This is a genomic window from Thauera sp. K11, assembly GCF_002354895.1.
Classification (GTDB): domain Bacteria; phylum Pseudomonadota; class Gammaproteobacteria; order Burkholderiales; family Rhodocyclaceae; genus Thauera; species Thauera sinica.
In genome coordinates this window covers 3,262,081-3,278,718 of sequence record NZ_CP023439.1, presented here as the reverse complement: position 1 = coordinate 3,278,718, position 16,638 = coordinate 3,262,081, and the positions used below count along the sequence as shown (strand labels likewise).

At 69.3% G+C, this 16,638-nt stretch carries 16 protein-coding genes; 12 read left to right on the top strand and 4 right to left on the bottom strand.

Going from position 1 to position 16,638, the window contains the following annotated elements; all coding sequences use genetic code 11:
* Together CCZ27_RS14310 and CCZ27_RS14305 are read left to right on the top strand one after the other, a co-directional pair.
* On the top strand, positions 1–885 hold the full coding sequence (locus tag CCZ27_RS14310) for an NAD(P)-dependent oxidoreductase (protein ID WP_096452602.1): 885 nt from the start codon (positions 1–3) through the stop codon (positions 883–885).
* A gap of 137 nt (positions 886–1,022) precedes the next feature.
* Complete coding sequence (locus CCZ27_RS14305; RefSeq protein WP_232516424.1) at positions 1,023–1,307, top strand: hypothetical protein; 285 nt, start codon at positions 1,023–1,025, stop codon at positions 1,305–1,307.
* 24 nt (positions 1,308–1,331) lie between these two features.
* On the opposite strand, the gene CCZ27_RS14300 is transcribed toward CCZ27_RS14305, so the two are convergent.
* Both CCZ27_RS14300 and mtnA read right to left on the bottom strand, forming a co-directional pair.
* Positions 1,332–2,006: a class II aldolase/adducin family protein gene (locus tag CCZ27_RS14300; RefSeq protein WP_096449222.1), complete on the bottom strand. Its 675-nt coding sequence runs from the start codon at positions 2,004–2,006 to the stop codon at positions 1,332–1,334.
* A complete protein-coding gene (gene mtnA, locus CCZ27_RS14295) occupies positions 2,003–3,097 on the bottom strand; it encodes an S-methyl-5-thioribose-1-phosphate isomerase (RefSeq protein WP_096452598.1) in 1,095 nt (364 codons plus the stop codon). Before mtnA ends, CCZ27_RS14300 begins: the two co-directional genes overlap by 4 nt.
* Before the next feature lie 200 nt (positions 3,098–3,297).
* Between mtnA and CCZ27_RS14290 the strand changes: the two genes are divergently transcribed.
* From CCZ27_RS14290 to CCZ27_RS14275, 4 genes are read left to right on the top strand one after another with little or no spacing between them, the layout of a single operon-like run.
* A complete protein-coding gene (locus tag CCZ27_RS14290) occupies positions 3,298–4,455 on the top strand; it encodes a pyridoxal phosphate-dependent aminotransferase (RefSeq protein WP_096449220.1) in 1,158 nt (385 codons plus the stop codon).
* Between the two features lie 50 nt (positions 4,456–4,505).
* Complete coding sequence (locus CCZ27_RS14285) at positions 4,506–4,754, top strand: PP0621 family protein (RefSeq protein WP_096449218.1); 249 nt, start codon at positions 4,506–4,508, stop codon at positions 4,752–4,754.
* Complete coding sequence (locus CCZ27_RS14280; RefSeq protein ID WP_232516423.1) at positions 4,729–6,306, top strand: sensor histidine kinase; 1,578 nt, start codon at positions 4,729–4,731, stop codon at positions 6,304–6,306. Before CCZ27_RS14285 ends, CCZ27_RS14280 begins: the two co-directional genes overlap by 26 nt.
* Positions 6,303–7,673 (top strand): sigma-54-dependent transcriptional regulator, encoded by a 1,371-nt coding sequence (locus tag CCZ27_RS14275; RefSeq protein WP_096449213.1) that lies wholly within the window; start codon positions 6,303–6,305, stop codon positions 7,671–7,673. Before CCZ27_RS14280 ends, CCZ27_RS14275 begins: the two co-directional genes overlap by 4 nt.
* A gap of 167 nt (positions 7,674–7,840) precedes the next feature.
* On the opposite strand, the gene CCZ27_RS14270 is transcribed toward CCZ27_RS14275, so the two are convergent.
* Positions 7,841–8,650 (bottom strand): outer membrane lipoprotein-sorting protein, encoded by an 810-nt coding sequence (locus tag CCZ27_RS14270; protein ID WP_096449211.1) that lies wholly within the window; start codon positions 8,648–8,650, stop codon positions 7,841–7,843.
* Between the two features lie 44 nt (positions 8,651–8,694).
* On the opposite strand from CCZ27_RS14270, the gene CCZ27_RS14265 reads away from it, so the two are divergent.
* Complete coding sequence (locus CCZ27_RS14265) at positions 8,695–9,444, top strand: ABC transporter ATP-binding protein (protein ID WP_096449209.1); 750 nt, start codon at positions 8,695–8,697, stop codon at positions 9,442–9,444.
* Positions 9,445–9,457: 13 nt separating this feature from the next.
* On the top strand, positions 9,458–10,780 hold the full coding sequence (locus CCZ27_RS14260) for a DUF1302 family protein (protein ID WP_096449207.1): 1,323 nt from the start codon (positions 9,458–9,460) through the stop codon (positions 10,778–10,780).
* Positions 10,781–10,825: 45 nt separating this feature from the next.
* Here the strand turns inward: CCZ27_RS14260 and CCZ27_RS14255 are convergent, their stop codons facing one another.
* Positions 10,826–11,602, bottom strand: coding sequence for an N-acyl amino acid synthase FeeM domain-containing protein (locus CCZ27_RS14255; protein WP_096449205.1), 777 nt, complete (start codon positions 11,600–11,602; stop codon positions 10,826–10,828).
* 222 nt (positions 11,603–11,824) lie between these two features.
* Here CCZ27_RS14255 and CCZ27_RS14250 point away from each other — a divergent pair, with 222 nt between their 5' ends.
* The 4 genes from CCZ27_RS14250 (at position 11,825) to CCZ27_RS14235 (ending at position 16,634) form a co-directional block, all read left to right on the top strand.
* Positions 11,825–12,454 (top strand): XrtA/PEP-CTERM system exopolysaccharide export protein, encoded by a 630-nt coding sequence (locus CCZ27_RS14250; RefSeq protein ID WP_096449203.1) that lies wholly within the window; start codon positions 11,825–11,827, stop codon positions 12,452–12,454.
* A gap of 80 nt (positions 12,455–12,534) precedes the next feature.
* Entirely contained in the window at positions 12,535–14,082 is a 1,548-nt protein-coding gene (locus tag CCZ27_RS14245) for an XrtA system polysaccharide chain length determinant (RefSeq protein WP_096449201.1), read from the top strand.
* 13 nt (positions 14,083–14,095) lie between these two features.
* Entirely contained in the window at positions 14,096–15,043 is a 948-nt protein-coding gene (locus tag CCZ27_RS14240) for an XrtA-associated tyrosine autokinase (protein WP_096449199.1), read from the top strand.
* A complete protein-coding gene (locus tag CCZ27_RS14235) occupies positions 15,006–16,634 on the top strand; it encodes a TIGR03016 family PEP-CTERM system-associated outer membrane protein (RefSeq protein WP_157748590.1) in 1,629 nt (542 codons plus the stop codon). The genes CCZ27_RS14240 and CCZ27_RS14235 overlap by 38 nt, the downstream gene beginning before the upstream one ends.
* Positions 16,635–16,638: the final 4 nt, after the last annotated feature.

Genomic DNA, 16,638 nt, shown 5'->3' with positions numbered 1-16,638 from the left:
ATGAAGGTGGGCTTCGTCGGCCTCGGTGCCATGGGGGCGCCGATGGCCGGCCATCTGCTGGCGGCCGGGCATGACCTGGCGGTGTGGGCGCGGCGGCCGGAATCGACGGCGCCGCTGGCGCGGGCCGGCGCGGCGGTGTGCGATACGCCGGCGGCGCTGGCCGCGCGCAGCGACGTGGTGGTCAGCATCGTCACCGCCAGCGCCGACGTCGAAACGCTGGCCTTCGGCGCGCAGGGGCTGGCGGCGGGCTTTCGCCCCGGCGCCATCCATGTGGACATGAGCACCATCGCGCCGGCGACCGCGCGCGCACTGGCCGCCCGCTATGCGCAGCAGGGCGTGGGCTGGGTCGATGCGCCGGTGTCGGGCGGTGCGCAGGGCGCGATCGACGCCGCGCTGGCCATCATGGCCGGCGGCGAAGAGGCGAGCCTGCAGGCGGTGATGCCGCTGCTCGAGGCGATGGGCAAGCGCATCGTCCATATCGGGCCGGCAGGCGCGGGCCAGGTGGCCAAGGCTTGCAACCAGATGATCATGGTGTCGGCGATCCAGGCTTGCGCCGAGGCCATGCAGCTTGCCGCCGCCCACGGGCTGGACCTCGCCGCGGTGCGCCATGCGCTTGCCGGCGGCTCGGCGGGCTCGCGCGTGCTCGACGTGATGGGCGAACGCATGGTGAAGCGCGACTTCCGGCCCGGCATCGAGGCCCGCCTGCACCACAAGGATTTCGGCATCCTGATGAACGACGCCTCGCGCCTGGGAGTGCCGCTGCCGGTGGCGGCGCAGGTATGGCAGCAGCTCAATGCGCTGATGGCCAGCGGCTGGGGGCGCGAGGACACTTCCATCCTGCTGCACGTGCTGGAGCAGGCCGCCGGCGGCAGGGAGGCAGCGTGAGCGCCGCCGCCCGGCCGCCCGAAGGGGGCGCTCGTTCCAGGGCCGGCTTTGCGCAGCCGGCCCGTTCCGCGGGCGCAGAGCAGTGCTCTGCAAGATCCCTGCACTACCCTCTCCGAGGGCGTGCGAGGGCGGCGGGGTTGCGCGACGCCCTGCTTCGCGCCGCCCGAGCGGGCCGGCTGTGCAAAGCCGGTTCCCCGTCGCGTAGCGACAGGGCGAGTCCAATACGTCCGCGGCTGGTCGTCGCCGGCCTTTTCCTTGCGCTGCTGCAGGGCTGCGCGGTGGTCGCGGTGGCCGACGCCACGGTGACCGTCGCCGCCACCGCGGTGAAGGCCGGGGCCGCGGTGACCGGCATGGCGGTCGATGCGGTCGCCGCCGGCGTCGATGCGGCAACCGGTGGGGACGACGACGGGAAAGAGGAGTGAACGCGGGGTTGCGGCGGGCCGGGATCAGCCGGACGTCCGCAGCGGCTTCCCGTACCACTTGAAGCGCTCGAGCACCTCCGCCATTTCCTCGTCCGACAGCAGCACCGGCGGGCCGAGCTGGCAGGTGCGCCAATACTGTTCGCACAGGGTCTCGAACTCGATCGCCAGCGCCAGCGCATGATCGAGGTTGCGGCCGTGCACCACCATGCCGTGGTTGGCGAGCAGGCAGGCGCGGCGGCCCCGCAGCGCCGCCACCGCGGCATCGGACAGGGCCCGGGTGCCGAAGGTGGCGTAGCGCGCGCAGCGCACGGTGCCGCCGCCGAAGCGGGCGATCATGTAGTGGAAGGGCGGGATGTCGCCGCGCTGGCAGGCCAGCGCGGTGGCGAAGGGCGCGTGAGCGTGCAGGATGGCGCCGGCGTCGGGGAAGGCGGCATAGACGGCGCAATGCAGCTGCCATTCCGACGAGGGCAGGAGTGCGCCGTCGAAGCGGCCGTCGGCGCGCACGACGACCATGTCCTGCGGCGTGCAGCTTTCGGCCGGCAGGCCGCTCGGCGTGATCAGCAGGCCGTCGGCCTGCGGGTCGCCGCCGAGCCGTGCGCTGGCATTGCCGGCGGTGCCGGCGTTGAGCCGGGCGGCAGCCATCGCGCGCGCGGTCTCCAGCAGCGCAGCGCGCAGCGCGTCGGCGTCTTCGGGCTTCATCGGGCCTGCTCCGGGTAGAGGCCGTGCAATTCGCCGGGGGCGGCGATTCCGCGCTCGGTGATGATGCCGGCGATCAGTCGCGCCGGCGTCACGTCGAAGGCGGGATTGGCCGCCGCCGCGTCGTGGGGTGTGAGGCGCAGTTCGGCGACGCGCCCGTCGTTGCCGATTCCGCGCACGACGCGCAACTCGTCGGCATCGCGGTCTTCGATCGGGATGCGCGTGCCGTCCGCGCAAGCGAAATCGAGCGTGGAATGAGGCGCGGCGACGTAGAAGGGCACGCCGGCTTCGCGCGCCGCCAGCGCCTTCAGCAGGGTGCCGACCTTGTTCGCGGTGTCGCCGTTGGCGGCGATGCGGTCGGCGCCGGTGATCACCACGTCGACCTCGCCGCGGGCAAGCAGCAGCCCCGCCGCGTTGTCGGCGATCAGCGTGTGCGGCACGCCGGCCTGGCGCAGTTCCCATTCGGTGAGCAGGCCCTGGTTGCGCGGCCGGGTCTCGCTCACCAGCACCTCCACTGCGATGCCTTGTACATGCGCTGCATACACCGGCGCGAGTGCGGTGCCGGCGCCGCAGGTGGCGAGCCAGCCTGCGTTGCAGTGCGTCATCACCCGCACGCGGCCTTGGCGGCGGGCGATTCCGGCGAGCAGGGCCAGGCCGTGCCTGCCGATGGCGGCGCAGGTGGCGGCGTCGTCGTCGGCGATGGCGTCCGCCTCGCGCCATGCCGCGTCCCGGCGCGAGCCGGGGGCGAGGGGGCGGAGGACGCGCTCCATGCGCGCCAGCGCCCACTGAAGGTTGACCGCCGTGGGGCGGGTGGCGCCGAGCGCGGCGAGCGCGCGGTCGAGCACTTCGTTGCCGCTTCCGTCGGCGGCGAGTGCGATGGCCACGCCGTAGGCGGCGGTCGCGCCGATCAGCGGGGCGCCGCGCACCCGCATCATGCGGATGGCTTCGGCGACCTCGCCGACGCTTTCCAGCCGCCGGGTCTCGCCGCGAAAGGGCAGCAGCGTCTGGTCGAGGATGGCGATGGCGTCGCCATCGCGCCGCAGCGTGGCGACGGGCGGGCGAAAAGGCGGGTCGGGGCGGGCGGTGTCGTGCATGCCCGCCATTCTAATCACTGCCGTCGCCGGCCGGCGGCTGCCCGCCGTGGGCCGGTGGCGTCCGCCGTCGGGCCTTCCCCGAACCTTCGCCGGCACCGGTGTCCGGCGGGCGACGCGCGTAGTGATTCATCCCTGTCGCCGGCAGCGCACGGGTTTGCGAGAATGTGCGCTCCCCGCACCAAGAATGCCGGAGCGCCGCCATGCCGACCTTCCCCGCCCCGATCGAATCGCGCCTGCCCGGTGTCGGCACCACCATCTTCACCGTCATGTCCCGCCTCGCGCAGGAGTGCGGGGCGATCAACCTGTCGCAGGGCTTTCCGGACTTCAATGCGGAAGACGTCCTGTTCGAGCGCGTGGCGCACTGGATGCGGGCCGGCCACAACCAGTACGCGCCGATGGCGGGTTGCCTGCCGCTGCGCGAGGCCATCGTGCGCAAGGTGGCGACGCTGTACGGCACCGCCTACGAGGTGGAATCCGAAGTCACGGTGACCGCCGGCGCCACCCAGGCGCTGTTCACCGCGGTGACGGCCTGCGTGCGGCCCGGCGACGAGGTGATCGTGTTCGAGCCGGTGTACGACTCCTACGTGCCGGCGATCGAGCTGGCCGGCGGCCGCGCCGTGCGCATGCGCCTGGCCGCGCCCGACTACCGCCCCGACTGGGACGCGGTCGCCGCCGCCGTCGGGCCGCGCACCCGCATGATCATGATCAACTCGCCGCACAACCCGACCGCCACCGTGTGGTCCGCGACCGATCTCGACCGCCTTGCCGCCATCACCCGCGGCACGGGCATCGTGGTGGTGGCGGACGAAGTGTACGAGCACATCGTCTTCGACGGCGCCGGCCACGCGAGCTGCGCGGCGCATGCGGAACTGGCGGCGCGCAGCTTCGTGGTGTCGAGCTTCGGCAAGACCTACCACATCACTGGCTGGAAGGTGGGCTACGTGGTAGCGCCGCGCGAACTGATGGCGGAGTTCCGCAAGGTGCACCAGTTCAACGTGTTTACGGCGAATACGCCGGTGCAACTCGCGCTGGCCGACTACATGGCCGACGGATCTCGGCATCTCGCGCTGGCGGCCTTCTACCAGGCCAAGCGCGACTTCTTCCGGGATGCGCTGGCAGGCTCGCGCTTCGAACTGCTGCCCTCGCGCGGCACCTATTTCCAGTTGGCGCGCTACGGGGCGATCTCGGACGAGAGCGACGCCGCATTCTGCAGCCGGCTGACGCGCGACGTCGGCGTCGCCGCGATTCCGGTGTCCGCCTTCTTCGCCGACGGCCGCGACGAACGGGTGATCCGCTTCTGCTTCGCCAAGAACGAGGCGACCCTGGCGGCGGCTTGCGAGCGCCTCGTCCGGGTGTGAGCGGGCCGCGTGCTAACATTCGCGGCTCGTCATCCGCTGCGACCGCCGCCGTGCGCAATCTGCTGATCTTCCTGTTGGCCCTGTGGGGAATCTGGTGGATACGGCGTGCCATCAGGCGCGCCGGCGAGGGGCGGGCGGCAGGCGGGGAGAAGGCCGGGAAGACCCGGCGCCGGGTCGAACACATGGTCGAATGCGCCCATTGCGGCGTCCACGTGCCCGAGAGCGAGGGCGTGCGTGATGGCGAACGTTTCTTCTGCAGCGAGGCGCATCGTCTTGCCGGCCCACGCAAGCGCGACTGAGGGACCGGCCGGCTGGGCGGGCGTCGATCGTTCGCGGCGCCTGTCGCTGCGCTATTTCAATTTCTTCCGTCTGCTGCTGGCGGGCATCTTCGTCGGCGGCGGGCAGAGTTTCGGGCTGGGCGGCGAGCACCCGTTCGCCTACGAGATCGCCTCCTTCGGCTACCTCGCGGCGGTGCTGTCGCTGGGCTTTCCCGATGCGGTGCGGCGCCTCGGCCTGGAGCGGGTGATCCTGCTGCTGATCCTCGCCGACGTGCTGGGCCTGTCGGTGATCATGTGGGCGAGCGGCGGCTACCGCAGCGGCATGCCGGTGCTGATGATGGTGGTGCTGGCCGGCACCGGGCTGCTGGCCGAAGGCCGCATGGTGCTGTTCTTCGCCGCGCTGGCGACGCTGTCGGTGCTGCTCGAGAACGCCTGGCGCTTCGCGGCGGGCGGCCAGCCGGGCGACTTCCTGCAGGTCGGCATCTTCTGCACCGGCTTCTTCGGCATCGCCATCGTGTCGCGCCGGCTGGCGCTGCGCGCCCAGGTCAACGCCTTGCTGGCGGCCGAGCGCGGCCAGGCGCTGGCGCGCCAGCAGGCAGTCAATGAACGCATCATCCGCGACATGCACGACGGCGTGATCGTGGTGGGGGTGGATGGCCGCGCGCTGCAGATCAATCCGCAGGCGGCGATGCTGCTCGGCGTGTCGCGCCTCGAAGGCCGGCTGCTGGCCGAGGTCGACCCGGTGTTCGAGGAGGCGCTCGCGCGCGGCGACGGCCTGGGGCCGCGGGTGCTGCGGCTGGGGCCCGCCGGGCGGCTGATGCGCTGCCGCACGGTGCGCAGCGAGGCCGGAGGCGCCACGGGCGAAATCCTGATCTACCTGACCGATTTCGAGGACGTGGAGCGCCAGATGCAGCAGCTCAAGCTCGCCGCGCTCGGGCGGCTGACCGCCAGCATGGCGCACGAGATCCGCAATCCGCTGTCGGCCGTCACGCAGGCGGCCGAACTGCTGTGCGAGGAAAAGCGCGCCGACATGCAGGCGCGGCTGGCGCGCATCATCAACGACAACGCGCATCGCATCGAACGCATGATCCGCGACGTGCTCGCGCTCGGGCGCCGCGAGCATGCCGTGCCCGAGGCGCTGCCGCTGGCCGCGTTCGCCGCCGAGGTGATCGACGCCCGCGTGCTGACCGACGAGACGGAGCGTGCAGTGTATGCGCTGGACATCGGCGCCGGGTTCACGCTGGGCATCGATCGCGCCCACCTGCACCAGATCCTCGACAACCTGCTCGCCAATGCGCGCCGCTACTGCAGCGGCCAGCCCGGCTCGGTGCGCCTGTACGCCGAGCCGCTGGCCGGCGGGCGCGTGGCGCTGCACGTCGCCGACGACGGCCCCGGCATCGACGCAGCGACCCGCAGCCATCTTTTCGAACCCTTCTTCACCACGCACGCCAAGGGCACCGGGCTGGGACTCTACATCGCCCGCGAACTCGCCGAGGCCAACGATGCCGAGCTGGAACTGCACGGCGAGGGGCCCGGTGCCGATTTCGTGCTCACCGGACGGAGCCGACCATGAGCGTCATCGAGCGCCGCAACCGCCCCGACAGCATCGACGTCCTCGTCGTCGACGACGAGGAGGACATCCGCGAACTGCTCGAACTCTCGCTGCTGCGCATGGGACTGGCCTGCGACGCCGCCGGCGGCGTGGCCGAGGCGCGCGAACGGCTCGCGCAGCGGCGCTATCGCCTGTGCCTGACCGACATGCGCCTGCCCGACGGCGACGGCCTCGAACTCGTCGAATACATACAGGGCAACCTGCCGGGCCTGCCGGTGGCGGTGATCACCGCCTACGGCAGCATCGAGACGGCGATCCGCGCGCTCAAGCTCGGCGCGTTCGACTTCGTCACCAAGCCGGTCGAGCTGAAGGCGCTGCGCGAACTGGTGACGCACGCGCTGAAGCTCGAACCCAGGGCCGCGCCGCTGCCGCCCGGCCGCAGCCTGATCGGCCATTCGCCGGCCTTCGAGCAGTTGCGCGCGCAGATCGGGAAGCTCGCCCGCAACCAGGCGCCGGTCTTCATCCGCGGCGAATCCGGCACCGGCAAGGAGGTCATCGCGCGCCTGATCCACGGCCTGGGGGCACGCGCCGCCGGACCCTTCGTGCCGGTCAATTGCGGCGCCATCTCGCCGGACCTGATGGAGAGCGAGTTGTTCGGCCACCGCAAGGGCAGCTTCACCGGCGCCAGTTCCGACAAGGAGGGGCTGTTCCAGGCGGCGCGCGGCGGCACGCTGTTCCTCGACGAGGTGGGCGAACTGCCGCTGGGCATGCAGGTCAAGCTGCTGCGCGCCATCCAGGAGCGGGCGGTGCGGCCCGTCGGTGCGCATGCCGAGGAGCCGGTCGACGTGCGCATCCTGTCCGCCTCCCACCAGGACCTGTCGCGCCTGGTCGCCGACGGCAAGTTCCGCCAGGATCTGTATTTCCGCATCAACGTCATCACGTTGCGCGTGCCGCCGCTGCGCGAGCGCGCCGAGGACATCCCCGAACTGGCCGAGCACATCCTCGCCAGGGTGGCCGAACGCGAAGGCGGCGCGCCGCGGCGGTTGTCGCCCGATGCGCTCGCCGCGCTGCGGGGCCATGCCTTTCCCGGCAACGTGCGCGAACTCGAGAACCTGCTCGAGCGCGCCTGCGCGCTGTGCGAGGGAGAAACCATCGGTGCCGCGGACATCGACCTGCAGCCCGCCGACGGCCTTGCCCCGCCGCCGCCCGAACGGGAGGCGCCCGTCGCCGAGGGCGGCGAGGAGAGCGGTGATGTCAGCGACGACGAGCGCCAGCGCATCCTGCGGGCGCTGGACGAGACGCGCTGGAACCGCTCCGCCGCGGCGCGCAATCTCGGCATGACGCTGCGGCAACTGCGCTACCGGCTGCAGAAATGGGGCCTGGAGTAGGGCCGGCGGGGAGTGCGCGGGCCGCGCGGCTCGAAGGGAGCGGATGGCGGGCGCGGCTGCGGCTCAGTCCGGTCGCGCCGTGGTGCGGGCCGTGATGGCCGGGTTCGTGCGGATCGCCTTCCATGTGCCGTGGATGCCGATCCCGGATGGACGGACCGGCCGCCGCGTCACTCCAGCTTGCGCAGGTATTCGCGGGTGAACATGCGTTCGGGAAGGTCGCGCACGGCCATGCTGTCGTAGGTCAGCACCGATACGTCGCCCTTCTTCAGCGCGTCCTCCATCACCAGCCGGGTCGGGCGCACGCGGCCGGCCATCTCGCGGAAATCCTCGTAGCGGCAGGTTTTCAGCAGGCGGCCGGACAGGGCGTAGAACTCCGCCTTCACCGGGCGGCCGTCCTTTTCATTCACCCAGTATTTCACCTTCGCATAGGTTACGCCGCGATCGACCGCCGTCAGGTCCATCACCAGCGCGGGCTGGCCGTTGATGGTGTCGCGGCCGACGATGCGCGGCGAATAGTCGCCGGCGAAGTTGGCGCGCGCCAGGTCGCCGTTGGCCACCTGGCCGGTGAGCCGCTGGGCGAGGGACAGGCGGACCGGCTGCGACACGCTGGGCATGAAGATCCACAGGTCGCGGCCGCGCAGCAGCAGTGCCTGGCCGCGGTCGGTGGCCGGTTCCAGCGTCATGACGATCGTGTTCTCGTTGCCGCGCGACAGCACGCGGAACTTGCGCTCGTCGCCCGGCTGCCCGTCGCTGCTGCTCTTGACGAGGATCTCGGTCTGGAAGCTCTCGCGCGGAAAGCGGATCTCGTCGGCGCGCACCACGGCGCGCACCGCCGCCTCGTCCACCTCCGCGGCGGGCTCGGCTGCCGTCTGGGCCGAATCCTGGGCGCGGGCGAGGCCGGTCGCGAATCCGGGGACGAACAGGCTGCCGGCGAGGCCGGCGAGGAATGCGCGGCGGGATCGTGTGCTTCGGGTCATGAATGCTATCCTAGTTGCGTTTTCATCAGGAATTGGCCGCATCGATGTCGATTGTCCGGGTCGAACATGTCAGCAAGCATTATCGCCTCGGCGATCAGGACGTGCAGGCGCTGACCGATATCTCGCTGTCGATCGAGCCCGGTGTGTTTCTCGCCATCGCCGGGCCGTCGGGCAGCGGCAAGTCGACCCTGCTCAACATCATCGGCTGCATCGACACGCCGACCGACGGCAAGGTCATCATCGACGGCCACGACGTTTCCGGCCGCACGCCCGACCAACTGGCCGATCTTCGTGCCCGTACTATCGGCTTCATTTTCCAGACCTTCAACCTGTTGCCGGTGCTCTCGGCGGAAGAGAACGTCGAATACCCGCTGCTGCAACTGCGCGAGCTGTCCAGGGCGGAGCGCCGCGAGCGCGTCAGCTATTACCTCGACATGGTGGGGCTGACGAAATATGCCGACCACCGGCCGAACCAGCTTTCCGGCGGCCAGCGCCAGCGGGTCGCGATCGCCCGGGCGCTGGCCACGCATTCCAAGATCGTGCTCGCCGACGAGCCCACGGCGAACCTGGACAGCAAGACCGGGACCGGCATCCTGCGGCTGATGCGCGAGATCAACCGCAAGTCGGGCACCACCTTCGTGTTTTCCACTCACGACCGCAAGGTCATGAACATGGCGGACCGTCTGGTGCGCATCGCCGACGGGCAGATCACCGCGCTCGGCATGCGTTCGGACAACCGCTGGATTTTCGTGCAGGATCGCCGCCCCGCGGGCGAAGACGATCCGGAAGTCTAGGGAGTTCCTTTCGATGCGTCTCGTGAAGGCGGCCGTGATGGCCGCGATGTGCGGCTGGGGTGCGGTCGCGGCGGCGGCCGATGATGCCATGGACGATGCGCAGATCGATGCGCTGCTCAAACCCGCTGCCGCGCCCGGAGCCGGGGCTTCTGCCACGAAGCTGACCGGTGCCGCGGAATTCGGCGCGGCCTATACCCTGCCGGACCCCGGGCACTGGTCGAAGTTGCGCGCCCGCGTCGAACTGGGCGCTGGAGGGCGCCTGAACGATACGGTGAAATGGAAGCTGTCCGCGCGCGCCGATGCGGACGCTGCCTACGACCTCGAGCGCAATCACTATCCCGGCGACGTCCGCCGCAACCAGCGCAACGATGCCTCCATCCGCGAAGCCTACGTCGATGTCGGCGCCGGCGACCTGGAATTCCGGCTGGGCCGGCAGCAGATCGTGTGGGGCGAGATGGTCGGCTTCTTCTTCGCCGACGTCGTTTCGGCGCGCGACATGCGGGAGTTCCTCCTGCCCGAACTCGAGAGCATGCGCATCGCCCAGTGGGCGGCGCGCGCCGAGTACTACGCGGGCGAGACGCACCTCGAGGCGTTGTGGATCCCGGTGGCGAGCTACGACAGGATCGGCAAGCCGGGCAGCGATTTCTATCCCTACCCGCTACCGGCCGGCACCCGCGTGCGCGAACGCACGCCCGACCGGAACGGCGAGAACGGCAACTGGGGCCTGCGGGCTTCGCGCCTCATCGGCGGCTGGGATTTCTCCGCGTTCTACTACAGCAGCCTGGACATCTCGCCGACGCTCAGCTTCAACCTCGAGACCAACGGTCTCGAACTGCGCCACGACCGCATCCGCCAGGTGGGCGGCACCTTCAGCAAGGATCTCGGCAGTTTCGTGCTGAAGGGGGAGGTCGTCCATACCCGGGGCCGCGGCACCAACACCCTCGATCCGCTCGGACGGCTCGGCGTGGTGAAGACGGACATGCTCGATTACGCGATCGGCGTCGACATCCCGGTCGAGGACGTATGGCGCTTCAACGTGCAGTACTTTGCCCGCGTGCTGGACGACCATCATCCCGACATGCAGGTGGACAGGGAAGAGCGCGGGGCCACCTTCCAGGTGGTGCGCGATCTGGGAAATCAGATGGAGGCCGAGTTTCTCGCCGCGTCGAGCCTGAATCGGCACGATCTCATGCTGCGCCCCAAGCTGACCTGGAAATTCGCCCCGGCCTGGCGCGGCATCGTGGGGCTGGACATCTTCGAAGGCCGGCCGACCGGGATGTTCGGGCGATTCGACGATCGCGACCGGGTCTATGTCGAAGTGAGGCGCTGGTTCTGAGCCACGCGGGGCTGCCGCGCGGCTGCGGAGGCGATGCGGTCCTGCTCAGGAACTGAGCAGGGCGCGATGCAGTTCGCTCAGCGCGGCCGGCGTCGGGAAGAGGCGGTAGAAGCTTCGGGCGGAGCTGTCGGCGTTGCCCGCGAAGCGCTTCACGAGCATGTCCAGCTTCTTCGCGCACAGGTGCAGCAGCACGGCCGGGGCACCGACGCGGGGGCAGGTGCGTTCCTGTCCGACGAGTTCATATCCGAGCAGCCGCTGGTAATAGCCGGCGTGGCGCGGGTGGACCTCGATGAATATGTCGCTCGTCTTGTGGACCATGCTCACCAGGATGTAGAGGATCTGCACCATGCCGGCCAGCGCTTCCTGCGAGCCTTTCTCCGGGTCCATCGCGAGGCGGGTGATTTCGCACACCCGCCCGCCTTTCCTGCGTACGGCGTCGACTTCCTTCTGGTAGAGCGTGTCGGCCATCAGGCCGGTTCCCGTATCGACGCCCAGGGTCATGGTGCCGACGAGGTGCTCGCCGCAGCAGGCGACGATCGTGGTGAGGCGTTCGTCGACATCCGCCGTCGGCCGGTACGCCTGCAGGCCGCGCGAGGCATACATGCGCTCGATCAGCCAGGCGGTCCGTGTCTTGAGTGCGTGCTCGCCGTCCAGGACCCGGATCTCGAAGCCGTCGCGGAAAAGTACGAAGTCGGGGTTGAAGCGGAAGACGCTGCCCTTGTCCTTGGGGTCGTCGAATTCTTGCGGGGCTGGCGAGAGCCCCTCCTCGCCGATCGGAAAGTGTCTTAGGTAGTGATACGCCTGGGCGCAGAATGGGGACATGGATGGATTCATGCTAGTGATCTGTCCTTCCCTCGGCGGCGGGGCGAGGTCAAGTCTTGTTGCAAACCTGCCGGACTCTAAACGTGCATTGTTTCGCCCGGCAGGCACACAGTGTAAGCGTTTGTGTATTTGTTCCTGTAGCAACAGGCGCCCATCTTCGTAGCATTGGGCTGATTGTCTGGGCGTATCATAGCGCCCGTTCGCATTCAGGGGGCCTTGATCATGAGCAACATCGCGTCGACGAAATCGGGAAAATGCTGCGGGCCGGTTGCCGCCGCGCTTGCTGCCGGGCTGCTGTCCGCCTGCGCGACGCAGTATCCGCCGGCACCTGCACTGTCCGCCGATCCCGATTACAACTACGTGATCGGTCCGGGGGACTCCGTCAATATCCAAGTCTGGCGCAATCCGGAATTGTCGACCACGGTGCCAGTGCGCCCGGACGGCAAGCTGACCGCGCCGCTGGTCGAGGACCTGCCGGCGATGGGCAAGGATTCCACCACGCTGGCGCGCGACATCGAAAAGGCGCTGGGCAAGTACATCCGCGATCCCATCGTCACGGTGATCGTCGGCAATTTCGTCGGCCCCTACAGCGAGCAGATCCGCGTCGTCGGCGAGGCGGCCAATCCCCAGGTGCTCGCCTACAAGCAGAAGATGACGCTGCTCGACGTCATGATCGCAGTCGGCGGCATCACCGACTTTGCCGACGGCAACGGTGCATCCATCCTGCGCACCGGCGAGGGCAACAAGCAGTACAGCGTGCGCATCCGCGACCTCATCAAGCGCGGCGACGTGTCGGCCAACGTCGAGATGCGGCCGGGCGACGTGCTCATCATCCCGCAGAGCTGGTTCTGATTCCGTCGTTTTCCTCTCCACCATCCGCGTGCCGCCGGACCATGCGTCCGGCGACGTGCCGACCTGAGCGGTATTGATTCATGGAAGAACTCGTAACACAGCTGATCGGCTATCTGCGGGGCATGTGGCGCTTTCGCTGGTGGGGGCTGGCGCTGTCCTGGCTGGTCGGCGTCGTCGGCTGCGCCATGGTCTACCTGATGCCCGACAAGTACGAATCGAGCGCGCGCATCTTCGTGGATACCCAGTCGGTCCTGCGTCCGCTGATGTCCGGCCTGGCGGTGCAGCCGAACATCGACCAGCAGGTCGCCATCCTCAGCCGCACGCTGATCAGCCGGCCGAACGTCGAAAAGCTGATCACGATGGCCGACCTCGACCTGGGAGTGCGCTCCCAGAAGGAGCGCGAGGCGCTGATCGATTCGCTGAGCAACAGCCTGCAGATCCGCTCGGCCGACCGCAACAGCAACAACCTGTTCCTCCTGGCCTATGCGGACACGCAGCCCGCGCGCGCGCAGCGGGTGGTGCAGTCGCTCGTATCGCTGTTCGTCGAATCCGGCCTCGGCAGCAAGCGCCAGGACAGCGATGCCGCCCGGCGCTTCATCGAGGAGCAGATCAAGAGCTACGAGCAGAAGCTGATGGAGGCCGAGAACCGGCTGAAGGAGTTCCGGCTCAAGAACATGGCCCTGCTCGGCAGCAGCGCCGGGGACTTCGTCAGCCAGATCGGCAAGCTGCAGGAGCAGCTCGAACAGGCCAGGCTCGAACTGCGCGAGGCGGAGAATTCGCGCGACGCCATGAAGCAGCAGCTTCTCGGCGAGCCGTCCTCGCAGGAGATGGCGCCGCCCGTGGCGATGGCGACGCCCGAGATCGACGCCCGCATCGACGCGCTCAAGCGCAACCTCGACGACATGATGCAGCGCTATACCGAGCAGCACCCGGACGTGGCCGGTGCGCGCCGGGTGATCGCGCAGCTCGAGGAGCAGAAGAAGGAGCAGGTCGCGCAGTTGCAGCAGTCCGCGACCAGTGCGCCGATGAGCATCATGAGCGCGAATCCCGCCTTCCAGCAGCTCAAGCTGGCGCTGGCCGAAGCCGACGCCCGGGTGGCCTCGATGCGCGCGCGCGTGGGCGAGTACGAGAGCCGCATCCAGCAACTGAGCAATTCGGCCAGGATGGTGCCGGAGCTGGAGGCGGAAATGACGCAGCTCAACCGCGACTACGCGGTACACAAGAGCAACTACGATGCGCTGGTGGCCCGTCGGGAGTCCGCCAACATCGGCGTCGAGATGAGCGCGCAGGCCGGGATCGCCGAATTCCGCCTGATCGATCCGCCCACCCTGCCGACCAAGGCCTCGGCACCGAACCGCCTGCTGCTGCTGCCGCTGGTCGGCCTGGCGGCGCTGGTGGCCGGCGCGGCGCTGACCTTCCTGATCAGCCAGTTGCGGCCCGCCTTCAGCGATGGGCGTGCGCTTCGCGAGGCGACCGGCCTGCCCGTGCTGGGGACCGTTTCCATGCTGTCGACGCCGGAGCGCATCCGCGCCCGCCGCCGCGGCCTGCTGGTCTTTTCGGGCGGACTTGCGTCTTTCGTGGGAGCGGTCGCGATGGCGACGGTCGCGCTCATGGTGATCCAGCGTTGAACGGAACATAACGATGAGCCTGATCGAAAAAGCAGCACAACGCCTGGAAAAGCTCAAGCAGGCGGCGGGTGACGAGATCGACGTAGTCGAGCCCGTGGCCGCCGTCCGCCCGGAGCCACCGGCACCCGCCGCCGAGCCCGCGCCGGCCGTCCAGTCCTCCGCGGTACCGCGGCAGACGCCGCTGCCGGCCAATCCCGTCGTGTCCCGCAGCGTGGACATCGACCTCGAGCGTCTGCGCCACGTCGGCATGGTGACGCCGGAGCAGTCGCGCGGTGCGCTGGCCGACGAGTTCCGCGTCATCAAGCGGCCGCTGCTGCAGAACGCCACGGCCGCCGGCCCGACCGCGATCGACAACGGCAATCTGATCATGGTGACCAGCGCGCTGCCGGGCGAAGGCAAGTCCTTCACCGCCATCAATCTGGCGATCAGCATGGCGATGGAACTCGACCACACCGTGCTGCTGGTCGATGCCGACGTGTCCCGTCCCTCGGTGTTGCGCCATCTCGGCCTGCCGCCGGAACGCGGCCTGATGGACGTGCTTTCCGGCGAAGTGGACGACCTCGGCGAGGTGCTGCTGCGCACGAACATCGAGAAGCTCTCCATCCTGCCCGCCGGCATGCCGCACCCGCGCGCCACCGAACTGCTGGCCTCCGACAACATGAACCAGTTGCTGGAACAGATCGCCAAGCGCTACGCCGACCGTATCGTCGTGTTCGACTCGCCGCCCCTGCTCGTGACCACCGAGGCCCGCGTATTGGCCACCCACATGGGGCAGGTGGTGATGGTGGTCGAGGCCGAGCGCACCACCCAGGGCTCGGTCAAGCAGGCCCTGGCGACGATCGAGGCTTGCCCGATCAAGCTGATGGTGCTCAACAAGTCGCGCCGCTCGGGGCCGGGCTCCTATTACGGTTATGGATATGGCTATGGATATGGCGCCGAGGGCGGCCAGCAGGCGGCCTGACGCCGGGCGCCGGCCCGCGCTGCCGCTGCTGGCGGCGGCGGTGATGCTCGGCTCCGGCGCCGCCGCCGCGCAGACCACCATCGTCAGCCCGACGTTCGACGCCCGCCTGACATGGACCGACAACGCCAGCGCTTCCGGGCTCGGCGGGTTCGGTGGTCTGGGCGGGGGCCGCAGCGATCGCCGCGGCGCGGACTGGATCCTCGAACTGTCGCCCGGCATCTCGATGTCGCGCGACAGCGGGCGCCTGAGCGGCACGCTGAGCGCGAACTTCCGCAACCTGATGTATGCGAGCAGCGCCGACGACAATACGTCCTATCTCGCGCTCGCCGGCAACGGGACGTTCGAGGCCATTGAGGACATGCTCTTCATCGATGCCGATGCGTCGATCAGCCGCAACAACCTCTCGGTCTTCTCGACGCGCGGTCCGAACGACGAACTCGACGTGAGTTCGGACAACGAGACGCGCGTCTTCTCGCTGTCGCCGCGTTTCCAGTTCCGCATCGGCAACGACACCCGCGGCTCGCTGCAGTATCGCTGGCGCTGGGCGGATTCGGGCGCCTCCCGGCTTGCCGACCAGAACGAGAGCCAGTGGTCGGCGCAGATCTCCAATACGCAGATCACCGGCATCTTCGGGCTGGGCCTCGACTACAACCGCAGCTCGGGCGACTCCGACAACGCGTCCGGGGCGCTGGGCGGCGGTCCGGGCTCGGGTTCCGGGCTGCGCGGCGGCAAGACCCGCGAGATCGCCCGCGCCACGCTGTACGCCAAGGTCACGCCCGAATTCCGCCTGCGCGGCATCGTCGGCCGCGAATCGAACGACTACGGCAGCCGGGGCGAGCAGAGCAGCACGGTCACCGGCGGCGGCTTCGACTGGAATCCGACCAACCGCACCGCGATCTCCGGCACCGTCGAGCGGCGCATCTTCGGCCGCGGCTACGATTTCAGCTTCCAGCACCGGCTCGCGCGCACGACCCTGTTCGCGAGCTTCCGGCGCGACATCCAGTCGTCGCTGGATCTGGTCGCCGGCGGCGGCCTGCTCGACCCGTTGTTCCAGCCCCTGTTCAACGATCCCCTGCTGGTCGCGCTCTATCGCGACCCGCTGGTCCGGCGCGACGCGGTGCTGCTGCTCCTGCGGCGCCTGCGGGGCGACGTGCTGACCAACGCCTATTTCGTGAGCCGCGATTTCTCCGGCGGCGTCACCTACAGCCTGCCGCGCGGCGTGCTGTCGCTGACGCTCAGCCGCTCCGAGAATACGCGCCTGGGCTCGGCCGAGGGGCTCGGTCCGGTCGATGACTTCCGCAACTTCAACGACGTGAAGTCGAAGACGGTGACGCTCTCCTACAGCCATCGGCTGACGCCGCAGACCTCCCTGAGCACCTCGGTGAGCCGCTCGAATTCCGAGGGCAGCGGGGCGGCCGCGGCCGATTCGCAACGGACGTCGTTCGTGATCGGCCTGAGTTCCAGCCTCGGACCGAAGACCAGCGGTTCGCTGCAGTATCGCCATCAGCGCTCCGACGGCGACAGCTTCGGCTCCGGAACCAACGATTTCACCGAAAACGCGGTCACCGCCAGCGTTGGCATGCGTTTCTGACTGG